This is a genomic window from Streptomyces sp. Inha503 (assembly GCF_047215865.1).
GTDB classification, from domain to species: domain Bacteria; phylum Actinomycetota; class Actinomycetes; order Streptomycetales; family Streptomycetaceae; genus Streptomyces; species Streptomyces lycopersici.
Map to the genome: position 1 here is coordinate 3,077,304 of NZ_CP178360.1, position 19,041 is coordinate 3,096,344.

General features: G+C 69.0%; 14 protein-coding genes. 11 read left to right on the forward strand and 3 right to left on the reverse strand.

Going from position 1 to position 19,041, the window contains the following annotated elements:
* Positions 1-166: 166 nt before the first annotated feature.
* From ACJX2R_RS12325 to ACJX2R_RS12375, 11 genes are all read left to right on the forward strand, one after another.
* Positions 167-1,300, forward strand: a complete 1,134-nt coding sequence (locus tag ACJX2R_RS12325; protein WP_413100132.1) for a cytochrome P450 — start codon at positions 167-169, stop codon at positions 1,298-1,300.
* Positions 1,301-2,572: a cytochrome P450 family protein gene (locus ACJX2R_RS12330; protein ID WP_413100133.1), complete on the forward strand. Its 1,272-nt coding sequence runs from the start codon at positions 1,301-1,303 to the stop codon at positions 2,570-2,572.
* A 136-nt stretch (positions 2,573-2,708) separates the two neighbouring features.
* Entirely contained in the window at positions 2,709-3,692 is a 984-nt protein-coding gene (locus ACJX2R_RS12335) for a GntR family transcriptional regulator (RefSeq protein WP_413100134.1), read from the forward strand.
* A gap of 85 nt (positions 3,693-3,777) precedes the next feature.
* Positions 3,778-4,893 (forward strand): glycosyltransferase, encoded by a 1,116-nt coding sequence (locus ACJX2R_RS12340; RefSeq protein ID WP_413100135.1) that lies wholly within the window; start codon positions 3,778-3,780, stop codon positions 4,891-4,893.
* Positions 4,894-4,947: 54 nt separating this feature from the next.
* A complete protein-coding gene (locus ACJX2R_RS12345) occupies positions 4,948-5,559 on the forward strand; it encodes a LuxR C-terminal-related transcriptional regulator (RefSeq protein WP_413100136.1) in 612 nt (203 codons plus the stop codon).
* 36 nt (positions 5,560-5,595) lie between these two features.
* Entirely contained in the window at positions 5,596-6,561 is a 966-nt protein-coding gene (locus ACJX2R_RS12350; RefSeq protein ID WP_413100137.1) for an endonuclease/exonuclease/phosphatase family protein, read from the forward strand.
* A gap of 120 nt (positions 6,562-6,681) precedes the next feature.
* A complete protein-coding gene (locus ACJX2R_RS12355) occupies positions 6,682-7,503 on the forward strand; it encodes a hypothetical protein (RefSeq protein ID WP_413100138.1) in 822 nt (273 codons plus the stop codon).
* Between the two features lie 1,602 nt (positions 7,504-9,105).
* The gene (locus ACJX2R_RS12360) at positions 9,106-11,115 is read left to right on the forward strand and encodes an ABC transporter ATP-binding protein (RefSeq protein ID WP_413100139.1); all 2,010 of its coding nucleotides are present in this window, start codon (positions 9,106-9,108) and stop codon (positions 11,113-11,115) included.
* 50 nt (positions 11,116-11,165) lie between these two features.
* Positions 11,166-12,692 carry an NUDIX hydrolase gene (locus ACJX2R_RS12365; protein ID WP_413100140.1) on the forward strand — a complete coding sequence of 509 codons (1,527 nt, stop codon included), beginning with the start codon at positions 11,166-11,168 and terminating at the stop codon, positions 12,690-12,692.
* 327 nt (positions 12,693-13,019) lie between these two features.
* Positions 13,020-15,317 (forward strand): methyltransferase, FxLD system, encoded by a 2,298-nt coding sequence (gene fxlM, locus ACJX2R_RS12370; RefSeq protein WP_413100141.1) that lies wholly within the window; start codon positions 13,020-13,022, stop codon positions 15,315-15,317.
* 239 nt (positions 15,318-15,556) lie between these two features.
* Positions 15,557-15,973, forward strand: a complete 417-nt coding sequence (locus ACJX2R_RS12375) for an NUDIX domain-containing protein (protein ID WP_413100142.1) — start codon at positions 15,557-15,559, stop codon at positions 15,971-15,973.
* Positions 15,974-15,983: 10 nt separating this feature from the next.
* Here the strand turns inward: ACJX2R_RS12375 and ACJX2R_RS12380 are convergent, their stop codons facing one another.
* Genes ACJX2R_RS12380 through ACJX2R_RS12390 form a run of 3 tightly spaced genes read right to left on the reverse strand, consistent with a single transcriptional unit; the run spans position 15,984 to position 19,041 of the window.
* Complete coding sequence (locus tag ACJX2R_RS12380) at positions 15,984-17,300, reverse strand: aminotransferase class III-fold pyridoxal phosphate-dependent enzyme (protein WP_413100143.1); 1,317 nt, start codon at positions 17,298-17,300, stop codon at positions 15,984-15,986.
* A 14-nt stretch (positions 17,301-17,314) separates the two neighbouring features.
* Positions 17,315-18,067 carry an SDR family NAD(P)-dependent oxidoreductase gene (locus ACJX2R_RS12385; RefSeq protein ID WP_413100144.1) on the reverse strand — a complete coding sequence of 251 codons (753 nt, stop codon included), beginning with the start codon at positions 18,065-18,067 and terminating at the stop codon, positions 17,315-17,317.
* Positions 18,064-19,041: a phosphotransferase family protein gene (locus ACJX2R_RS12390; RefSeq protein ID WP_413100145.1), complete on the reverse strand. Its 978-nt coding sequence runs from the start codon at positions 19,039-19,041 to the stop codon at positions 18,064-18,066. Before ACJX2R_RS12390 ends, ACJX2R_RS12385 begins: the two co-directional genes overlap by 4 nt.

The window sequence follows — 19,041 nt, forward strand, 5'->3', positions numbered from 1 at the left end:
CTCCTCCGTCCCGCCCCCCGGCTGGGCCCCGTCCGGCGCCTGCCCCTACAGCGCCCACTCCTCCACCATGTCCTCCGCGGAGCCAGTCGCGCTCTTCGGACCGGAGTACGAGGCCAATCCCCGTACCGTCTACGAGCGGTTGCGTGCGATGGGTCCCATCGCACCGGTGGAGATCGCTCCCAGGGTGTACGGGCAGATCACTACCACCTATGCGGCCGCCCTGCACCTGCTGCGTAATACACCGGAGAAGTTCGCCAAGGATCCCGATCACTGGGCAGCTTTGAGGTCCGGGCAGGTGCCCGCGGACAGCCCGGCTCTGCCGCTGCTGCAGCGCCGGCCGAATGCGCTGTGGATGGACGGACCGGCACACGCACGGTTGCGGCAGTCCATCACCGACAGCCTCGCCAAAGTCGACACCCACGACCTGGCCGTCACCGTCACGCGGATCGCCGACACCCTCATCGACACCTTCGCCCCTCGCGGGCACGCCGATCTGGTGGCCGATTACGGGGCCCTGCTGCCCACTCTGGTCCTGATCGACATGTTCGGCGGGTCCCCCGAGCTCAGCCGGCGCATCGTGGCGGCCCTGCGCAAGCTGTTCAACGTCGCGCACGACGCCGTGCAGGCCAACCAGGACCTGGAAGCCGCCTGTCTGGAACTGGTCCGCATCAAGCGCCGCCAGCCCGGCATGGATGCCACATCCTGGCTGCTGGACCACCCCGCCGGCCTGACCGATGCCGAGATGGTCCAGCAGATGCTCCTGGTCTTCGGTGCCGCCAGCCAGCCAAGCACGAACCTGATCACTACAGCCCTGCTGCTGATGCTCGATGACGACCGGTTCGCCGGGAACGTCTACGACGGTGTGCTGCCTGTCAGCGCCGCACTGGACGACGTGCTGTGGGAAGAAACGCCCGTCGCGAACTACTGCCCGCTGTACCCGCGCTATCCCACCACCTACGAGAACGTCCCTCTGCAGCCCGGGGTGCCGGTGCTGGTGAGCTTCGCGATGGCCAACACAGACCCGAGGTTCACCGCCTACGCCGACCGCCATGCAGGCAATTCCGCACACCTTGCCTTCAGCGCCGGCGTCCACGGCTGCGCGGGCCCGGATCTGGCCCGGATCATCTGCGAGACCGCGGTCGAGCGCGTCCTCGACCGGCTCCCTGATCTCGCCCTCGCCCATCCCCGGCACCAGCTCCCGCGCCAGCCGGGATGGTTCCTCTCCGGCTGGGCCAGTGTGCCCGTCACCTTCCCGCCCGCCCCGCTCGTGGCCCCCCACACCACCCATGGAGCCTGCTGAATGGACACCTCACCCGCAGCTTCCGGCTGCCCCTTCCGCCTCAACCCCACCGCACCCGACATCCACGGCGAAACCGCCCTCCTCCGTGCCCAGGGCCCGGCAACGAAAGTGGAGCTGCCCGGATCCGTGAGCGCCTGGGAAGTGACCGACCCGGCACTGATCAAGCAGCTGCTCACCGACCACCGCATCTCCAAAGACGCCCGTCAGCACTGGCCCGACTACATCAACGGACGGATCCCGTCCACCTGGCCGCTGCGGCTGTGGGTCGACGTCTACAACGCCCTGACCTCATACGGCGAGGAACACATCCGGCTGCGCCGCCTGATCGCCAAGGCATTCACCACCCGCCGCATCCGCGCGCTCGGCCCGCAGATCAAGGACATCGCCCACCATCTCCTCGACCAGCTCCAGGCCACCACCGAACCCGGCGAAACCGTGGACCTGCGCGCCACGTTCGCGTGGATCCTGCCGCTGACCGTCGTGAACCTCCTGCTCGGCGTCCCCGAACGCCTGCACCCCGCCTTCCGTAAGGCGATCGGCGGTATCTTCGCCACCGACCAGACCCCACAAGAGGCAGAAGCGAACAACCGGGAGCTCTACCAGCTGCTCACCGATCTCGTCGCTGCGAAACGCCGCGCACCGGGTGACGACGTCACCAGTGCTCTGATCGCCGCCCACGACGATGAGACCAACTCCGGCCTCACCGAGCAGGAGCTGCTTGACAGCATCCTGCTGCTCATCGGCGCCGGCCACGAGACCACCGTGAACCTGCTCGACCACGCCATCGTCAATCTCAGCACCCACCCCCAGCAGCTCGTCCTCCTGCGCAGCGGACGGGTTCCCTGGGCGGACGCAGTGGAAGAGACCCTGCGCCACCAACCGCCGGTCGCCACGATCATCATGCGCTTCCCCACCGAGGATCTTCACGACGAACCGAGCGGCATCACGTTCCGGCAGGGGGAACCGATCGTCATCAGCTACGCCGCCGTCGGCCGCGACCCCCACCTCCACGGCGACAACGCCGACCACTTCGACATCACCCGGCCCAGCCGCCGCGACCACCTGTCTTTCGGATTCGGCCCGCACTACTGCCTCGGGGCGGAACTCGCCCGCCTCGAAGCCGAGATCGCGCTCCGAGCCCTCTTCCACCGCTTTCCCGACCTCACCCTCGCGGTCTCGAAGAGCGATCTACGCCCGCTGGAGTCCTTCATCTCCAACGGCCACCAGCAACTCCCCATCGTCCTGCACTCGGGCACCGCCAAGGCCGCCTGACCGCGCGCTACCACCGAGCGCTCTACGTCCCACACGTCAGCACCAGGTCGTGAGGACTGCTCCCCTCCCGTCTACTAGCGCACCACGTAGGCGTCCCCTGCCCGTTCCCCCCTTTCCTGTAGGAGAAGGAAACGCCTTGACCACGACGTCCGCGACGATTGCCACGGTGCTGGCCGAGCAGCTCGCCGACGGAGCACTGACCCCGCACGAGTTGTCCCGCATAGATCTCCTCGCCCGGCGTTTCCAGGTCAGCCCTCCCGTGGTACGCACCGCACGCAAACACCTGGAGGACCAAGGACTGGTGACACGAACCCCATCCGGCTATTCCCTCTCCCCCGCCCCGGATTGCCCCACGGCCAACAAGACCGATCGCGTCGAGCAATTCATCCTGACCCAGATCAACGAGGGCCGGTACAAACCGGGGGACCTGGTGCCGACAGGGGCAGAGCTCGCCCGCCGTCTCGACGTATCACTGAGCACAGCCGGTGACGCGCTGCGCCGCCTCAAAGACCATGGCGTGCTCCACGGAGGTCCGGGCAAGGCAGGAACACGTGTCGCGGGAGCCGGGCAGAAACCACCACGGACGACAGCAGAACGAGCCCGCCAGGTCGCTGCGGCGATACGCCAGCAGATCCAAGACGGTAAGTACCCGCCGGGGGCGCTGCTGCCCTCCAACCGCAAGCTCGCCAAGGAACACCAAGTCCCCGAGCACGTCATAGTCCACGTCATCAAGGTCCTGGCCGCTGACGGGGCCGTGGAGACACTGGGCTCGGTCGGCAAACTCGTACGAGATCCGAAGGGCACCACAGGCGATCGACAGCTGCTGAGCAGATCCGAGCAGTTCATCGCCGCGCTCCGCGACGACATCCTCAACCGCACCTGGTCTCCCGGCGACCTCCTACCGAGCTCGGTGAAACTCGCCCAGCGTTACGGCTTAGGCCAGACAACCGTCGTCAAGTCCCTGCCGAAACTCCGGGCGGAAGGGCTCCTCGAAAACACCGAGACAGCCGCACCTGACACTCGGGACGCGTCATCGCCGGGCAGGTACCGGATCACTGCACCCGACACCTGGCCTGACGCTGCCAGGACAAGAGACACCCGGCAGCAGGCCCCACCCTGACCGCCCCGATGATCTGGCCGGGCGTCGGCGTCTGCCGCTCCTGGCTCGCCTCTCACTCAGTTTGAACTTCACGAAGGGCCCTGCCATGACCACACAGCAGCGCTCCATCCTTCTCGTCCGCGCCCCTTGGCGCATTGACGCGGTCACGGGGACAGATCGAGCCGTCTCTTCACTCGCCGCCGCGCTCGCTGCGGCCAGGCATCAGGTGGTCATCGCCACGGCCGCTGAGCAGTGCGACGGCAACGGGCTGCCCGGCGTCATCGTCGAGCAGCTCGACCTCCCCCTCACCCTCCCCTGCCCCTCACGCGCGTTGCGCGAGGCTCTCATCACCAACGAAGCAAAAATCCAGCACTCCTTGAGCATGCTGATCGCCCGCCGCCGCATTGATACCGTCGTGTTCATGGGCGCCTTGTGGGGGCTGGGCCGCCTGCGAGCAGCTCTTCCACGGGGCGTCCAGCGTGTCCTTGTGGTGCCCGCGCTCCCCCACGAGCAGGACATGCCACCGGCTCTGGCGTATGCCGACACCGTCATCACCTCCTGCGACGCCGTCCTGCGACAGGCCACCACCGCGGCCTGGCCCACCCGTAGATGGCGCGTCGTCCCCAACGCCCCACTCCACAATCCCGGCACCCCAGCCCCGGTGGCACGGAAGGCTGAAGCCCCGGTGCGGGTGCTGGCTCCGGCCGGCCAGGATGTGGGTGTCCTCGAGCTGATCGCAGCCGCCAGAGCATGGCATCGCCATGTGGAGGTCGCCCTCGCTCCTCCCGGGCCCGACGACCTACGCGGTGGGCGGGCCCTGCGGCAGCAGTGCCAGATACTCGCCGACCGGGCACCGAATATCACACTCGCGCCGGTGCCCGGCTGGGCAGAAGTACCCGGCTGGCTGGCCAACGCTGCCGCAGTGATCATCCCGTGCCGCCGCCCCACCAGCAGCATGACCGCTCTGGAAGCCCTCAGCCAGGGCACACCGGTCATCGCCTACAACACCGGCATCCTGTCCGACCTGCTCCTGCCCCTCCAGCACGGTCCCCGCCGACTGCTCGCCGACGTCATGCACGGGCCGAACGCGTTGCTGTTCCTCACCGACGGACTGCTCGCCGATCCTGCTGCCTACCACGCGGCCTGCCAGGCCGCCTACTGGCGTGTCCAGGACCTCCGGCCTGCCCGCGTCGCACAGCTCTTCTGCTCCGCCCTGCCCTGAGCGACACCGAACCGCCCCAATCCACCCGTCCGGCTACGTCAATGGACCCCAAGGATGACCGACCGCATCACTATCCAGGTGTGCGCCGATGACCCCATCTCCGAAGCCGGGGTGATCAGTCTGCTGCGCCCGCGGCCGGAGATACGCCTGTACGACGGTGCCGACGATCCAGCCGTGACCGTGGTGACAGCGGACATCTCCGATCCGGCCGGGTACCAACTGCTACGCACCGCGCAGCACAGCGGCTCATCGCGGCTCGTCCTGCTGGTCTCCCGACTGCTGGACCATCAACTGTCGCTGGCCGCCGAATGCGGTGCCGCCGGGATCATGTGGCGCGCGAGCGTCGACAGCGATCGGCTCGTCCGCATGATCCAGACCGTGGCTACAGGAGACGGCCACCTCCCCCCGGACCTCCAGACACGCCTGCTCCACTTGCTCGGCCAACTCCACGGAATAGAGCACGGGCTGGGGATCCGGCGAGTGGCCGAGAGAGAAATCGATGTCCTGCGGCTGGTCGCCGAGGGCTACGACACCCCGGAAATCGCCCTCAAGCTGAGCTTTTCAGAACGCACGATCAAGAACGTGCTGCACGCCTTCATCACCCGGCACCACCTGCGCAACCGATCCCACGCCGTGGCCTTCGCACTACGCAAGGGACTCATCTGACCCGCCCCGCCATCCTCATCAGGAGAACCACTGATCATGCCCGTAACGAGATCCGCCGAGGATAGTGGCAGCGACACCTTCCGTATCGTCAGCTCCAACTTCGAGGGCAACGGCGTGGGAGACCCCGGTCGCCGCCGAGCCATGCACACCACCATCACGGATATCGACCCCGGCATCCTGCTGCGGCAGGAATGCGACAAAGCCCTCGCCAACAACCGCAAGCTCCTCTACGAGGACGAAGACGCCCTCGGCCTGCGCGGCTGGATCGGCCCCAAGAAAGGGAAGACCAAGCAGCTCACCGGCATATTCGTTGACCAGTCGCGGTTCCGCTGCGTCGGCGAATGGCGCGACAAGGCGGTATGGAACCAACCGCCCACCACTCTCTCGCTGAAGATCGACGACTGCGCAGTGCCGTTCATCGCCTCCTCCGTACACGCCAGCTACAGCTCCCCGGCCAGGCGCCGGCTGGAAGCGGAGCGGTGGACCACGCTCAATGACAAAGCCGCCACACCCCCGGGCGCCTCACGCGCCTACGATCGCGACCGGCGGAAGACACCGGTGTACATGATCGGCGGCGGAGACTGGAACTCCTATCCCGAACCAGGTCTGGATCACGTCCAGCTGCCGGACTGGAACGAGATCGATGACGAGCAGCACATCGCCCACCGCAGCGTGCTGGACGCCCATGGACGCCGTATCGCGGACAGTTATCCCGACCAGATCCTGCGGACCGCGGGCCTGGAAGACGTCGCCCGGCATGCCGTCCACACCAACGGCGCCGCCCGGCACCAGGCCCTGGCCCCCACCTGCGGCGTGGACTGGCAGGGAGGCCGACAGCGCATCGACCGCATCTACGCCAGCATGCCCCTCCTCCCAGCGATCACAGACGTCAAGGTCATCGACGTGGACTGGTCCGACCACGACGTCCTGGTGACCACGGTGAACACCCAGGAATTCGTCCAGATCCTCAACCGCACCTGGCAACTCGCACTCGCGGCCTGACCGACCCCTCTCAAGCACCGAACACCGGCCGAAGGGGCCGCGGCCCCATTTCAGCGTGAATCCCCCGGCAAGCCACCGCTCCGCATATCTCTGCATCGCCACCATCAGATGGGAAACGCCTTGGCTCACGCGAGCTTGTGCACCGACCACCCCGGCTGGACCGACACCGAGTCCGGCCGCCCCTACCGGCTGCTGTCCAACGAACGGGGCACCACCTGGCTGGCCTCCTGGGACGGACAAGCCCTCGACTTCATGCCGATGGTCGGAAACGGGAGCCTCCCCGATCTCACCTACACCCATTGCCAGCGCCTGCCCTCGGCCACGCCTCCTCAGCTCACCAACGCGCTGTCCAGCCTGGGAACGATCGTGCGCATTTCCAACCCCTCTTTGTGGGACGCCTTATGCGCTGCGATCCTGCGACAGTGCCAGACCGCTCCAGACGCCATCCGTGAGCTCTACCGCCGCTGGTGCACCCTCTACGGGCCCGTCCGCGAAAGCCCGCACGGAACGCTCCACCTCGTTCCCACCCCCAAGACGCTGCTCTGCCTGCCCGACTCCGCTTTCCACAAAGCCAAAGTAGGTGTCGCCCAGGCGGGCCTGCGGTCGGCCGCTCATGACTATCTGGCCCACGCCAACGCATGGAAACAACTCAAGGGCCGCCAGCTGGTCACCGCGCTGACGAGCATTCACCGCGTGGGAACGTGGACCGCGGCCGCAGCAGCAGCCGACTACCTGGGCGATTTCGCCCTCTATCCCCACCACGACTTCACCTTGCGCAGCTGCGCGCACAGCGCAGCCCCTGACGCCGGTCTCCCCGTCGAGGAAGAACCCTTCGCGCGCCAGTGGACGGCCTGGGCCACCACCCCCGGTCAGCTACGCACTCTGACACTGGCCACCCTCGCCTTCGGCGACCACGCTCCCGCCACGACCCTGGCGCGATGACGCACACGCCCCCGCTCTCACACGGCCAACCTTGGCCTGACGACACGGCCCGGACCTGCGAGCGTCTCAGCGAAGACGAAAACTTCCGCGCGGTGCATTTCTGGGTCATCGACTTCGTGGGTACGACACCCCTCGGTCACCGTCCCGAACCAGTGGACTCGGCGTCCTCGCACTCCAGCACCGCCCTGTGGTGGGCCCGTTGCCCACTGATTACTGGCCCGCACCGCCTTGATCGACACCGCAGACCGCCCCCCGAAAGCCTCCCAGCCCCACCATCCCGACATTTTCTGACCTCCGCTTCATCTGTCTGGAGCAGTCCTACGTGCCCGAAGCCAGCCGCGCCCCCTCATTCATGGCGCCTCCTGGCCCACTCGCCCCTCCGGCCGTCCGCCAAGCGGGGCCCTGGCCGCGATGGCACGCCGACCAGAAGGTCCCCGATGGCCTTCCCATCGCGCTGTCAGAGGAGTGGCTGTTCATGCCCGATGGGCGGATCGTCGTGCTGGCTGACGCCACGGGCACACAGTTCTGGCTCCCCCGCAGCTCTGTCCAGGACGGCGACAGCGACCCGGCCTCCGTGAACCGTGGCGCCAGCCAGCAGGCCCAACTCGATACCAAGGCCCCCCACTACCTCGGATATGCCACATACATCCAAGAAGAGACCAACCATCACGAGACTGGAATAAAAGTTGCGTATCGAACCTGCGCTGCTGTCAGCCTGGCCGCGATCGTCACCCACGTCCAGCCCAGCGCTCCGGCTCCTGGCCACCGTCAGGCATTCAGGCGTCTGTGTGTCACGCCACACCGGGCCGTCGCGCTCCTTGGCCTGGGACCAGCCGGTCACGATCGAGCCCGTAGGGCGCTCATCGCCGCCCACACGTTGTGGGCCGTGCCCACTGGCTCTCCATCCACCATCGACGAACTGCCCTCCGAGGGAAGCAGCGTGTGACATGGCTCCACCGACTGGCTACGCCGAAGAGAACCCCGAATTGTTCCCTCCTGGCAGCACCCGTAGGTGGTGTTCTCGGCGAGCTAGTTGCCAGCAGGTCAATCACCCGGTCGAGTGACGCCATCCTGCTCGAATGCCCCCGGAGGCCGACGAGCCCATACGACGGGCGAACCTCCGCCGTAGGGAACATTTGTTCGCCAGATACCCGTAACGGTGTCCCATTCGGTTCCGTTATTAGAGCACCAGTACCTCAGACGCGCCCATGCGGAGGACGCCGTGGCCCCCAGTTCTGTTCCACCGCCTGCCCTTGCCTTAATCGAACAACGTCGTTCCGGCGGGCTGACTACCGCACTGATGCGGCTTCGTGTTGACGCTGCCGCAGGCGGCACCTTCCACCCGGAGGCGGGCTGGATAAGCGGGGACGGAGTCCAAAGGAGCCACGCCGCGTCGGCACCCTCCGCCAGCGACTGCGGCCCACAACTGGCCATGGCCGCCGCCCCGCCGGCCCGCACCGAGTGGTCCCTGTTGCCGCTTCCCCCGCTGCGGCGGGGCGGCCAACAGCTTCCTTCAGCGGAGCGGTGGTGGAGTGCGTCTGCCGGTGCCCAGGTTCTGGTCATCGCCCAGCCCGCTGCGGGGCTGGGGCAGGGGTGGTGTGCATGAAGCCGCAGAGCAAGCCGGGAGAGGCGGTGAGCGGGATCTCGGACGCGGAGCAGGAGCTGTTCGGGGGCCGGCTGCGCTGGGATCAGTCCTTCGTGCACCACCAAGGCGCGCTGACCCGCATGGGGTTCGGGAAGATGGCCGCCGCACTTCCGCGCATGGTCGGGATGGTGTTACGCACCGGATGGGAAGCGGACCGGCGGGCCCTGGCCGGTGTCGTTGTGGCCCAGGCCGGAGAGGGTGTGATGGCCGCGTGGGGCCTGCTGGCGGTCAACGATATCCTCACCCGGCTTTTCGCCGCCGGTCCGACCGCGGACAGGCTCCGCGAGGCGCTGCCCTCCCTGATGGTGTTGGCGGCGGTGTCGGTGGGGGCGGCGCTGCTGGCGGCGTGGTCGACGGGGATGTCCGGTCGGCTGGAGCCACAGGTCGAGCGGGCCATCTCCGCCCGGTATTACCGGGCCGTCACCCGGGTGGAAGTCGAGGCGACCGAGCGGCCCGAGATCCAACGCGTCTTGGAGGCGGGGAAGTTCGGCACCGACTCGGCACGCAACATGCTCAGACTGTCGGTGGGTGTGGGAAACGTGTTGATCAGCCTGGTGGCGGCGGCCATCGTGCTGGCCTCCCTCCACTGGGCGTTGCTTCCGATGCTGTTGGCGATCGCCCTGCCCAGGGGGTGGGGGGCGGTGCGTTCGGCACGGCGCGAGTACACCTCACGGCTGAACTGGGTGGATCACCGGCGCGCTGTGGCCTCGCTGTTGGCGTATCTGACCAGGCCCCATGCCGCAGGTGAGATCCGCGCACACGCGGCCGGGGTGAAGCTGCTGCGCGGCTATGAGGAGATGTCGCGGCAGATGGAGGCCGAGCAGCGGCGTCTGGCGCGGGCGCAGGCGCACACCGACCTGGTCGCCGGCGGTTTCTCCGGTCTGGCGTCCCTGGGCTGTTATGGGGTGTTGTGGTGGCTGTTGACCAGTGGTGGGCTGCCGCTGGCGGTCGGCGGCACGGCGGTGGTGGCCATCCGTAATTCCACCGCGCGGCTCACCTCTTTGGTCCAGCAGGTCAACCGCCTCTACGAGGAGATGCTGTTCCTCACCGACACCCAGAACGCCACCGAGCTGGCTGCGAAGCACGCCATCCCGCAGACAGGCGCGCCACTGCCTTCCCCCGTGCAGGCCATCCACGTGGAGGACGTGTCTTTCACCTACCCCGGGGCCTCGTCCCCCTCGTTGAAGGGGGTGAGCCTGTCGGTGCGGCGGGGTGAGGTGACCGCGCTGGTCGGTGCGAACGGCTCGGGCAAGACGACCATGACCCGGATCCTCGCGGGCCTGTTGCTGCCCACCAGCGGGAACGTGTGGTGGGAAGGAGCGAGCGGCGAGCGGGTCGAGATCCGCGAGGCCGACCGCGCGGAGGTGTTCGCGGCCGTCGGACTGCTCGCGCAGGATTTCCCGCGCTGGGAGATGACGGCCGCCACGAACGTGGCCATCGGCGCCGGTGACCGTCCCCGGGACATGGACCGGGTCAAGGAGGCCGCGAAAGCGGCCGACGTGCACGCGCTGATCGAGGGTCTGCCGCACCAGTGGGATTCGATCGTCTTCAAGGGATACGAGCGGGGCGTCCAGCTCTCCGGTGGGCAGTGGCAGAAGCTGGGCACCGCGCGCAGCAGGTACCGGAGCGCGCCGTTTTTCCTGGTCGATGAGCCCACCTCGGCGCTGGATCCGCATGCGGAGATCGCTGCTTTCGAGCGGCTGTGGAGCCTGGCTGAGGACGGTAACGCGGTCGTCCTGGTCACCCACCGTCTCGCCGCGACCGCGAAAGCCGACCGCATCTACGTCCTCGACCAGGGGCTCATCGTCGAAGAGGGCACCCACGACCAGCTCATGGCCCGCGGGGAGGGTCTGTATCGGGAGATGTTCCAGGCCCAGGCCGCCCAGTACGGGCTGGCCTCACCAGCGGCAGGCGACCTCCCCGCAGCCCGCCGCAGCGCCGAGCCTCAGCACAGGCAGGCCCGGTGAAGCCCGCCCGCTTCCAAACTCCCCTGCTCTGTGGACTCCGAGGTGATGACATGCCGCCCAGCCGCTCCCACATCCGCAGCACCATCGAGGCGTACCTCGCCCGCCATCCGGGCGAGCGCGCCGGACTCGACACCCTCCTCGCGGCTCTCGGCCGTCCCGCCGACCCGACCAGCCGCACTGCCCTTCCCGGTCACATCACCTGCAGTGCCCTCGTGATCGACGACACTGACCGTGTCCTGCACATTCACCACCGGGACGGCGGCAAGGTTCTCACCCCCAGCGGCCACAACGAGCCCGGTGACAACACGCTCGCAGCGGCGGCCCTGCGTGCACTGCACGAGGAGGCAGGCATTCCGCCCGGTGCGGTGGTCCCGTGGCCGAGGCTGGGCGGCCTGCCTCTCGACATCGGCGTACACGAGATCGATGCCGACCCGGCCACGAGCACGCCGGCCCGCCACCACTACGACCTGCGTTTCTGCTTCCAACTCCGCCACGTCGATGCGGCCATCGCCCTTCGGGCCGAAGCTGTCTGCGAACGGGAGTGGCGTCCCATCGACCGCGTCGCCGCGCCGACGCTGCGCGACAAACTCCTCAAGCTCGGCACAGCGGCGCCCGCGGGTGAGCCGGTGAACGCATCGGCGCTGATCTACAACGACCAGGGCCAGTACCTGCTGCATCTGCGCGACCATCTGCCAGGCGTCATCTGGGAGCCAGGAGCGTGGTCGCTCCTCGGTGGTGGCCGCGAACCGCAGGACCGGACGCTGGAGGAGACCGTCCGGCGGGAGCTGAGGGAAGAGGCGGGTCTCCATGTCCCCGTCCTGCGGCCGTTCGCCGTCGAGGAGGCGCGAGGGAGCGACGGCACCACCATCCCCATCGCCGTCTACGCGGGCCGGTGGAACGGAAATCCCGCCGACCTCACGCTCACCGAAGGGGTGATGCTGCACTGGTTCGCCCCGGACGTCCTTCCTCGCCTTCGGATCAGCTCCTCCACTTGCGACCTGGTGTACCGCCACGCCGCGAGCGGGCCCGAGGGCGAACACGAGGCCGTCCGCTCCGATACGTCGCGGGAGGCCGAGCCCCTCGGCTCGTGCCGGCCCCGGTCCCGGTCCCCGGCATCATCGCCGGCGGCGCCGAGCGGGACCGTGCTGAACGTCGTCGGCGTCCACCTCTATTTGGAAGACCTCGACGGCAGAGTGCTGTTGGGCCTGCGCCACCCCGACTCGGCCTACGCCGCTTCGATGTACCACTTCCTGGCCGGACACTGCGAGCAGGAATCCGCCGTGGCCTGTCTCCTCCGCGAAGCGCGGGAAGAGGCCGGGCTGCGGATCGAGCCCGGCGATGTTGAACTCGCGCACGTCGTCCACCTCGTGGACACCCCCGGCGACCGGCCCCGGATGCAGCTCGTGTTCCGGGCCCGCCGCTGGGAGGGCACCCCAGAGGTCCGGGAGCCCGACAAGTGCACCAGCTGGGGCTTCTGGCATCCCGACGAGCTCCCAGTGCAGACCGTGGCCTACACCCGGGCAGCCATCGAGGGCATCCGCGCACAGCGCCTCTACACGGAGATGGGCTGGGCATGACCGCTGACAAGACCACCCGCGCCCGCCACACGGGCACGCAGGAGGGCTCATCACCCCGGCAAGGCCCGACCCGGCCGACCGGGACAGCCTGCTCAGGACCGGCACCGGGGGACGAGGCTGCGGCCGCACGGGCGGCGGTGGTCGCCCGGACTGGAGGCGGACGGCGACCTCGGCCCCGACCCGGTGCGCCAGGCCCTGCTCGCGCTGGAGCGTGAGGTCCTGATGCCGCGGGCGTACGTGCGGCCCAGCGCCCCGGACGAGAAGCCGCGCCTCCAGCGCACCCACAAGCCCTGACCACCAACCCCACGACCGCAAGGAGCAGCCTCGGTGGGATACACGCACCAAGCCGAATGGCACGACCACTACGCCAGCGGCAAGCGCTTCCGGACTCTGACCGCCTCCGAACGCGCCGTACTGAATACCGCTCTTCGCCCCGCTGGCCCCGCCGTCGCCCTGGACGTGGGCTGCGGGGTCGGCGAACTCGCTCTCTACCTCCACGAGATGGGGTACTCCGTCGACGCCGTGGACTACGCGGAGTCGGCCGTGGAACTCGCCGCCGCTCAGGCTCCGGACGACGCAGACGTGCGCTTCCTGCGCCACGACATCGAACGCGACAACCTCGCCGCCCTGCCCCATGACATGTACGACCTGATCACCTTCCGCCTGAGCTACGCCTTCCTCCACAACCGCACCTGGCTCCTGAACCGCCTACGCGAGCATCTGCGCCCCGGCGGCACGATCTGCATCATCACCCCGCTCGCGGACACCGTCTCCGCGGACCGGCGTGACATCGCCCTCGACGAAGACGAGATCGCCCTGGCCACAGCCGCATGGACCACGGCCGCCCGATTCGACGCCGACGGCATGACCGTGCTGGTGCTCCGGGAACCCGCCGCAGGTCCGGTGCCCGTCGCCGACAAGCCACGCCCCGCGCCACAGGGCCTCATCGGCGCAGGTGTCGTGGTCACCGACGCGCACGGCCGCGTGCTGCTTGGCCGCTCCGTACATGGAGTCTGGGAACTTCCCGGCGGCAAACCCGAGCCCGGTGAGTCCTTGGAGCAGACAGCCGTACGCGAGCTGGCCGAAGAGACCGGACTGAGCGCCTCGGCGGACGACGCGCACGTCCTCGCCTTCCTGATGGACACCACCTCCGACATCCCGCGCCTCACCGCCGCCGTGCGCGTCACAGCCCACCACGGCACCCCCACCGTGACCGAACCCGACCTGTTCCACCGCTGGGAATGGCACTGGCCCGCCGACCTCCCCGCTCTCACCGGAACGCTGTTCACACCCTCCGCACACGTGCTGAACACCGTCTGGCCCGGGCTCCTGGCCGGGCTGCCGCCCGTGCACCGCAACCTCATCCGCCCGCCCGCCCCGCCCGATGCTCCCCAGCAGGCGCGCGAGGCCAACCGACTGCGCCAGGAAATGACCGACCAGCTGATCGACCAGGGCTACATCGACAACGCCTCAATCGAAGCGGCCTTCCGGCGCGTGCGCCGCCACCTCTTCCTCCCCGGGGTCGCGTTGGAAACGGTGTACGCCGCGGCCGACGCGGTCATCACCACCAAACGCGACCGCAACGGCCGGGCCACCAGCTCGGTCTCGGCGCCCTGGCTGCAGGCCGTCATGCTCCGCGAGGCCGCGCTACACCCCGGACAGACCGCGCTGGAGATCGGCTCCGGCGGCCCCAACGCCGCGCTCATGCAGGAACTCGTCGGCCCCGACGGACTGATCACCACCATGGACATCGACCCATTCGTCGTCGAACGTGCGGCACGGTTTCTGCCCGCAGCAGGGTACGACCGGGTGCGGGTTGTGCTGGGCGACGGCGAGCACGGTGCTCCCGGCCTCACGGACAAGGACTCCCTCGACGCGATTATCGTGACCGTCCAGGCCGCCGACATCCCGCCGGCCTGGATCACCCCTCTTGTCGAGGGCGGGCGCCTCGTGGTCCCGCTGAAAATTCACGGATACAGCTGGGCCATCGCCTTCGACAAACGCGGCGACCAGTTGGTCAGCCGGTCGTACACGGTGTGCGGATTCGTCCCCATGCAAGGTGCCGGCGCCCGGGAGGAAGACGCCGTATCCCTGCGCGGCGGGGAAGTTCGCGTGCGTTTCCCCGAGGGAGGCACAGCGGACGCCGAGCAGCTCACCCAGGCCCTGGAATCACCGCGGTACGAGCGGTGGACCGGCGTCACCATCCCCGGCAACACTCCCTTTGACAAGCTCATGCTGTGGCTCGCCACCACACTGGACGGCTTCTGCCGCCTGGCCGTCGCCCCCGAACTCGACACAGGGATTGTCGACCGCCCCAAGGGTTGGGACGCGGCGGCCGTCGTCCGAGACGGCTCCCTCGCCCGCCTGCTGAACCGGAAGACCGGCCCCTCGACATGGGAGTGGGGCATCCACGCCTACGGACCGGCCGCGGAGCAGCTCGCTGAGGAGCTGGCCCAGCAAGTCCTCGTCTGGGACCGCAAGCACCACATCAGCGACGCTCCCCTCCTGACGGTCCACTCCGCTCTCGACGAGGACACCAAGTCGAGCGGCGCCCGCACCCTCGTGAAGAGGCACGCCCGCCTCGACTTCGACTGGACACACCCGCACCACGCCGACAGCGCCTGATGACCACCCCTCTGTCTCGTGCGCGCTCTCCACCGGGGCACAACGGGCACTGACAGTCCCGTCCCCACAGGGCGTACAGCAGACCGCACTCGAGTAGCTGCCCGATGACTGGCGGGCCGTACAGTGCTCAGCAGCGGCCGTGGCATGTGGGGGCAGCCCATACCTTTCGTGGCGTCCTGCGCCCGAACGCCGGGAACGGGACAATCGGGAGAGGGAAGGCCGATGAGAGGATGCGGTGGATGTCTGCGGAGCGGGTTGATGTCGCGTACGCGTTGGTGAGCGACGCGACCGGGGGCCGGGTGCTGCTGGTGCGCAATAGGGACTCCTGGAGCCTGCCTGGCGGGCGGCGCGAGGCCGGGGAGACGCTCGCCGAGGCCGCGGTCCGGGAGACCAAGGAGGAGGCCGGGGTTGTTGTCGAGGCCGGGCCGGTCGTTCACGTCAGTGAGCGCATCGACGCCGAGGTGCACGATGTGTTCACCGTCTTCCGCGCCGAGTTGCTGTCCGGCCAGCCCGCAGCCGGGGGCCACGATGATGACGTGGTGGAGGCGGCCTGGGTGCCGGTGGATGAAGCCAGCGCGAGGATGCCGTGGTATTCAGACGGCGTGGCTGCGCTGCTGGCTGCGGCCGGGGCCGGCTACAGCACCGCCCGCGAGTAACGGACGTCCGTCACAGTGGGCGGCGGGTCGCGGCGGGCAGGCATACGGCTGCGGGGTCGCCGTCCAGGGCGCGGGCGCAGACGTCGGCGGCGTGCCGTGCGGCCTGCGCGGTGAGGGCTAGGTGCTCGTCGGTGTGGACGGCGGTCGGGTAGAAGATCCCGCGCACCAGGGCGCCGGCGCGGATGGTCTCGGCGAGGAACAGCGTCTTCAGTTGTGGCCCGCTGACCTGGGCGTTTCCGGTGGTGTCGATGCCGAGGAAGCAGTCGTAGCCGGTGAGCCGGACGTGACCGGCCAGGCCCGCTTCCGTGAGCTGGGCGTCCACGGTGTGGCGGAGTTCGGCGCCGGTGGTGTGGGCGCGGGCGAGGGCGTCGGTGGCGGCGATCTCGTTGACCAGCGCGATCATGGCGGCCAGGGCAGCGGCGTCGCTTCCGTGGGTGGTCGACAGCAGGAACAGCGGGGGTCGGCCCGGAATCGGGCGGGTGTGGTCGCCGAGCTCCATCAGGTCGCGGCGGCCGGTGAGCGCGGACAGGGGCAGGCCGCCGCCGATGCCCTTGCCCCAGCAGGTCAGGTCGGGGTGCACGCCGGTGAGGGCGCGGGCCCCGCCCAGGTGGTATTTCAGGCCGGTGACGGTCTCGTCGAAGATGAGCACGGTGCCGTGCTGGGTGCACAGCTGCCGTAGCCGGGCGAAGAACGCCGGGTCGGGCGGGGTAAAGCGGACTGGCTCCAGGATGATCGCCGCCAGGTCCTCGCCGCGGGTGGTGAAGAGGTGCTCGACGGCGGCGGTGTCGTTGTAAGGGAAGTTGAGGGTGCGGGCGGAGGGCTCGGGGTGGGTGCCGCCGCAGGCGGCGGTGGTGCCGATGAACCAGTCGCCGGTGGAGAAGAACGGGTGGTCGGTGCACTTGGCGATCATGGTGCGGCCGGTGGCGTAGCGGGCGAGTTTGAGGGAGCCGTCGACGGTGTCGGAGCCGTTCTTGGCGAACTTGACCATGTCGTCGCCGGTGGCGACCAGGCCGAGGAAGGTCTCGGCCGCCTCCAGCTCCATGGTGGTGGGCAGTTGGAAGGCGGTGCCGTGCTGTAGGGCTCGGGTGACGGCGGCGGTGACGGCGGGGTGGGCGTGGCCGAGCGGGCAGCAGGTGAGCCCGGTGAACCAGTCGGTGTAGCGGTGGCCGTCGGCGTCCCATACGAAGGCGCCCTGGCCTCGGGTGAGCAGGGGCGGTGCGGTGGGCGGCCATTGGTCGGCGGCCTTGCTGTAGGCGTGTGCCCCGGTGGGGACCAGGTGGCGCAGTCGCGTGGCGCCGGTGCGGCCGTGGGGGTGCTGCTCGTCCATGACGGGCGACTCCTTCAGGTGAGTTTCAGGGACAGGCCGCCGTCGATGGTGATGATCTGCCCGGTCAGGTAGGCGGCGTCCTCGCTGAGCAGGAAGGCGGTCATGGCTGCGATGTCGCGTGGTTCGGCGAGTCGGCCGAGGGGGATGCGGTCGTGCAGCATGGCGCGGGGGAAGCGGGGGTCGGCCAGGGATCGTTCGGTCTCCACCGCGCCGGGGGCGACGGCGTTGATCCGGAGGCGGGGTGCGTACGCGGCGGCCAGCGACCGGGTCAGCATCGAGGTGGCGGCCTTGGAGGCTTCGTAGGCGGCGGAGTCCGGGCCGGTGAAGGTCGCGGCGATGGAGGAGATCACCACGGCCGCCCGAAGGGTGGGCTGTGCGGCGGCGGCCCGCAGCAGCAGGAAGACGGCGGTGACGTTGGTGTGGAGTACCGCGTTGAAGCTGGCGGCGGTGAGTTCGTCGAGTCGGGTGGTGTCGATGACGGCGGCGCAATGCACCACCGCCTCCAGGCGCTCGCACCGGGCCACGGTCTGCCGGACAAGGTCTTCTGGCCCATCGGGGTCGGCGAGGTCTGCGGGCACGAAGGCCAGACGGTGCTGTTCGGGGTCGAGGTCGGCGGTGAGCGTGTCGGCGCGCTCAGGGTGCTGGTGGTAGGTGGCCAGGATGCGGTGGCCATCGGCGTGTAGGCGGCGAACGACGGCCGCGCCGATGCCGCTGCTGCCACCGACCACCAGCGTCGCCGGCCCCTGGCCGCTGGTGAGGGCGGTCACGGGCGGGCTCCGGTCAGGTGGTGCCGGTCCATCCAGCCGACGAGCAGTTGGCGGAAGCCGTCCAGCATGGCCTCATCCGGCCAGGCCGCCCCGAAGTAGGGAAATGCAGCGAGGTATTCGATGCCCTGGTAGACGGTCAGCCGTTCTTCGAAGCCGTCGGGCAGCGCGGCACGTGAGGTGTATCCGGCAAGGAACGGGTCGCGCAGCTGCGGGTGTTTGTCGAAGACCCACATGCCGAGTTTCACGAAGTCCCACACCGGGTCGTAGAACGCGGCGGCCTCCCAGTCCAGGAGCGCTGCGACGTCCGGATCGTCGTTCAGTAGAAGGGTGTTGGGCAGGTAGGCATCACGGTGCGTGAGCCGGGGCGTGATGTTGCCGTCAAGGCTGTCGACGAGAGTGGTGAGGCGGTCGGCGACCGCGTACAAGATCGGCGCGGGAAGGGCTTCGGTCTTCTCGGTTGCGGTGACCAGTCGCTGAATGCGGGCGGTGCACGCGGCTTGCCAGGAGGGGTAGGTGACGGTGCCGGCGCAGTCCTCGGCGAACCGGGGCCCGGGTATGCGGTGCAGCGCCGCGGCGACGTGCCCCAGGGCGCGGCCGAATCGGGTGGTTCCCTCGGTGTCGAGGCGATTCAGGGCGGTGGCGCCGTCGGTGCCATCGATCCAGGTCTGCACGTAGCAGGGGCGCTGGAGTGGGCCGACTCCGTCGCCGACGGCGACCACGAGCGGGGTGATGACCCCGCCGGCGGCGGCGAGCTGCTGGGCGGCGACCTGCCGGTACAGGTCGGACTGGTGCGGGCGGCGTATCCCTGTCTTGATCAGGTAGCGGCCCGACGCGCTGCGTATGGTCCACGACAGGTGGCCCCAGCCGCGCGAGAGCGGGGCGATGCGCTCCGCATGCTCCCCGGTGAGCTGGGTGAACGCCACCCGGGCGAGCTCGATGGGCGGGTGGTCTGCGGCCAGGGCCGGCAGGGTCAT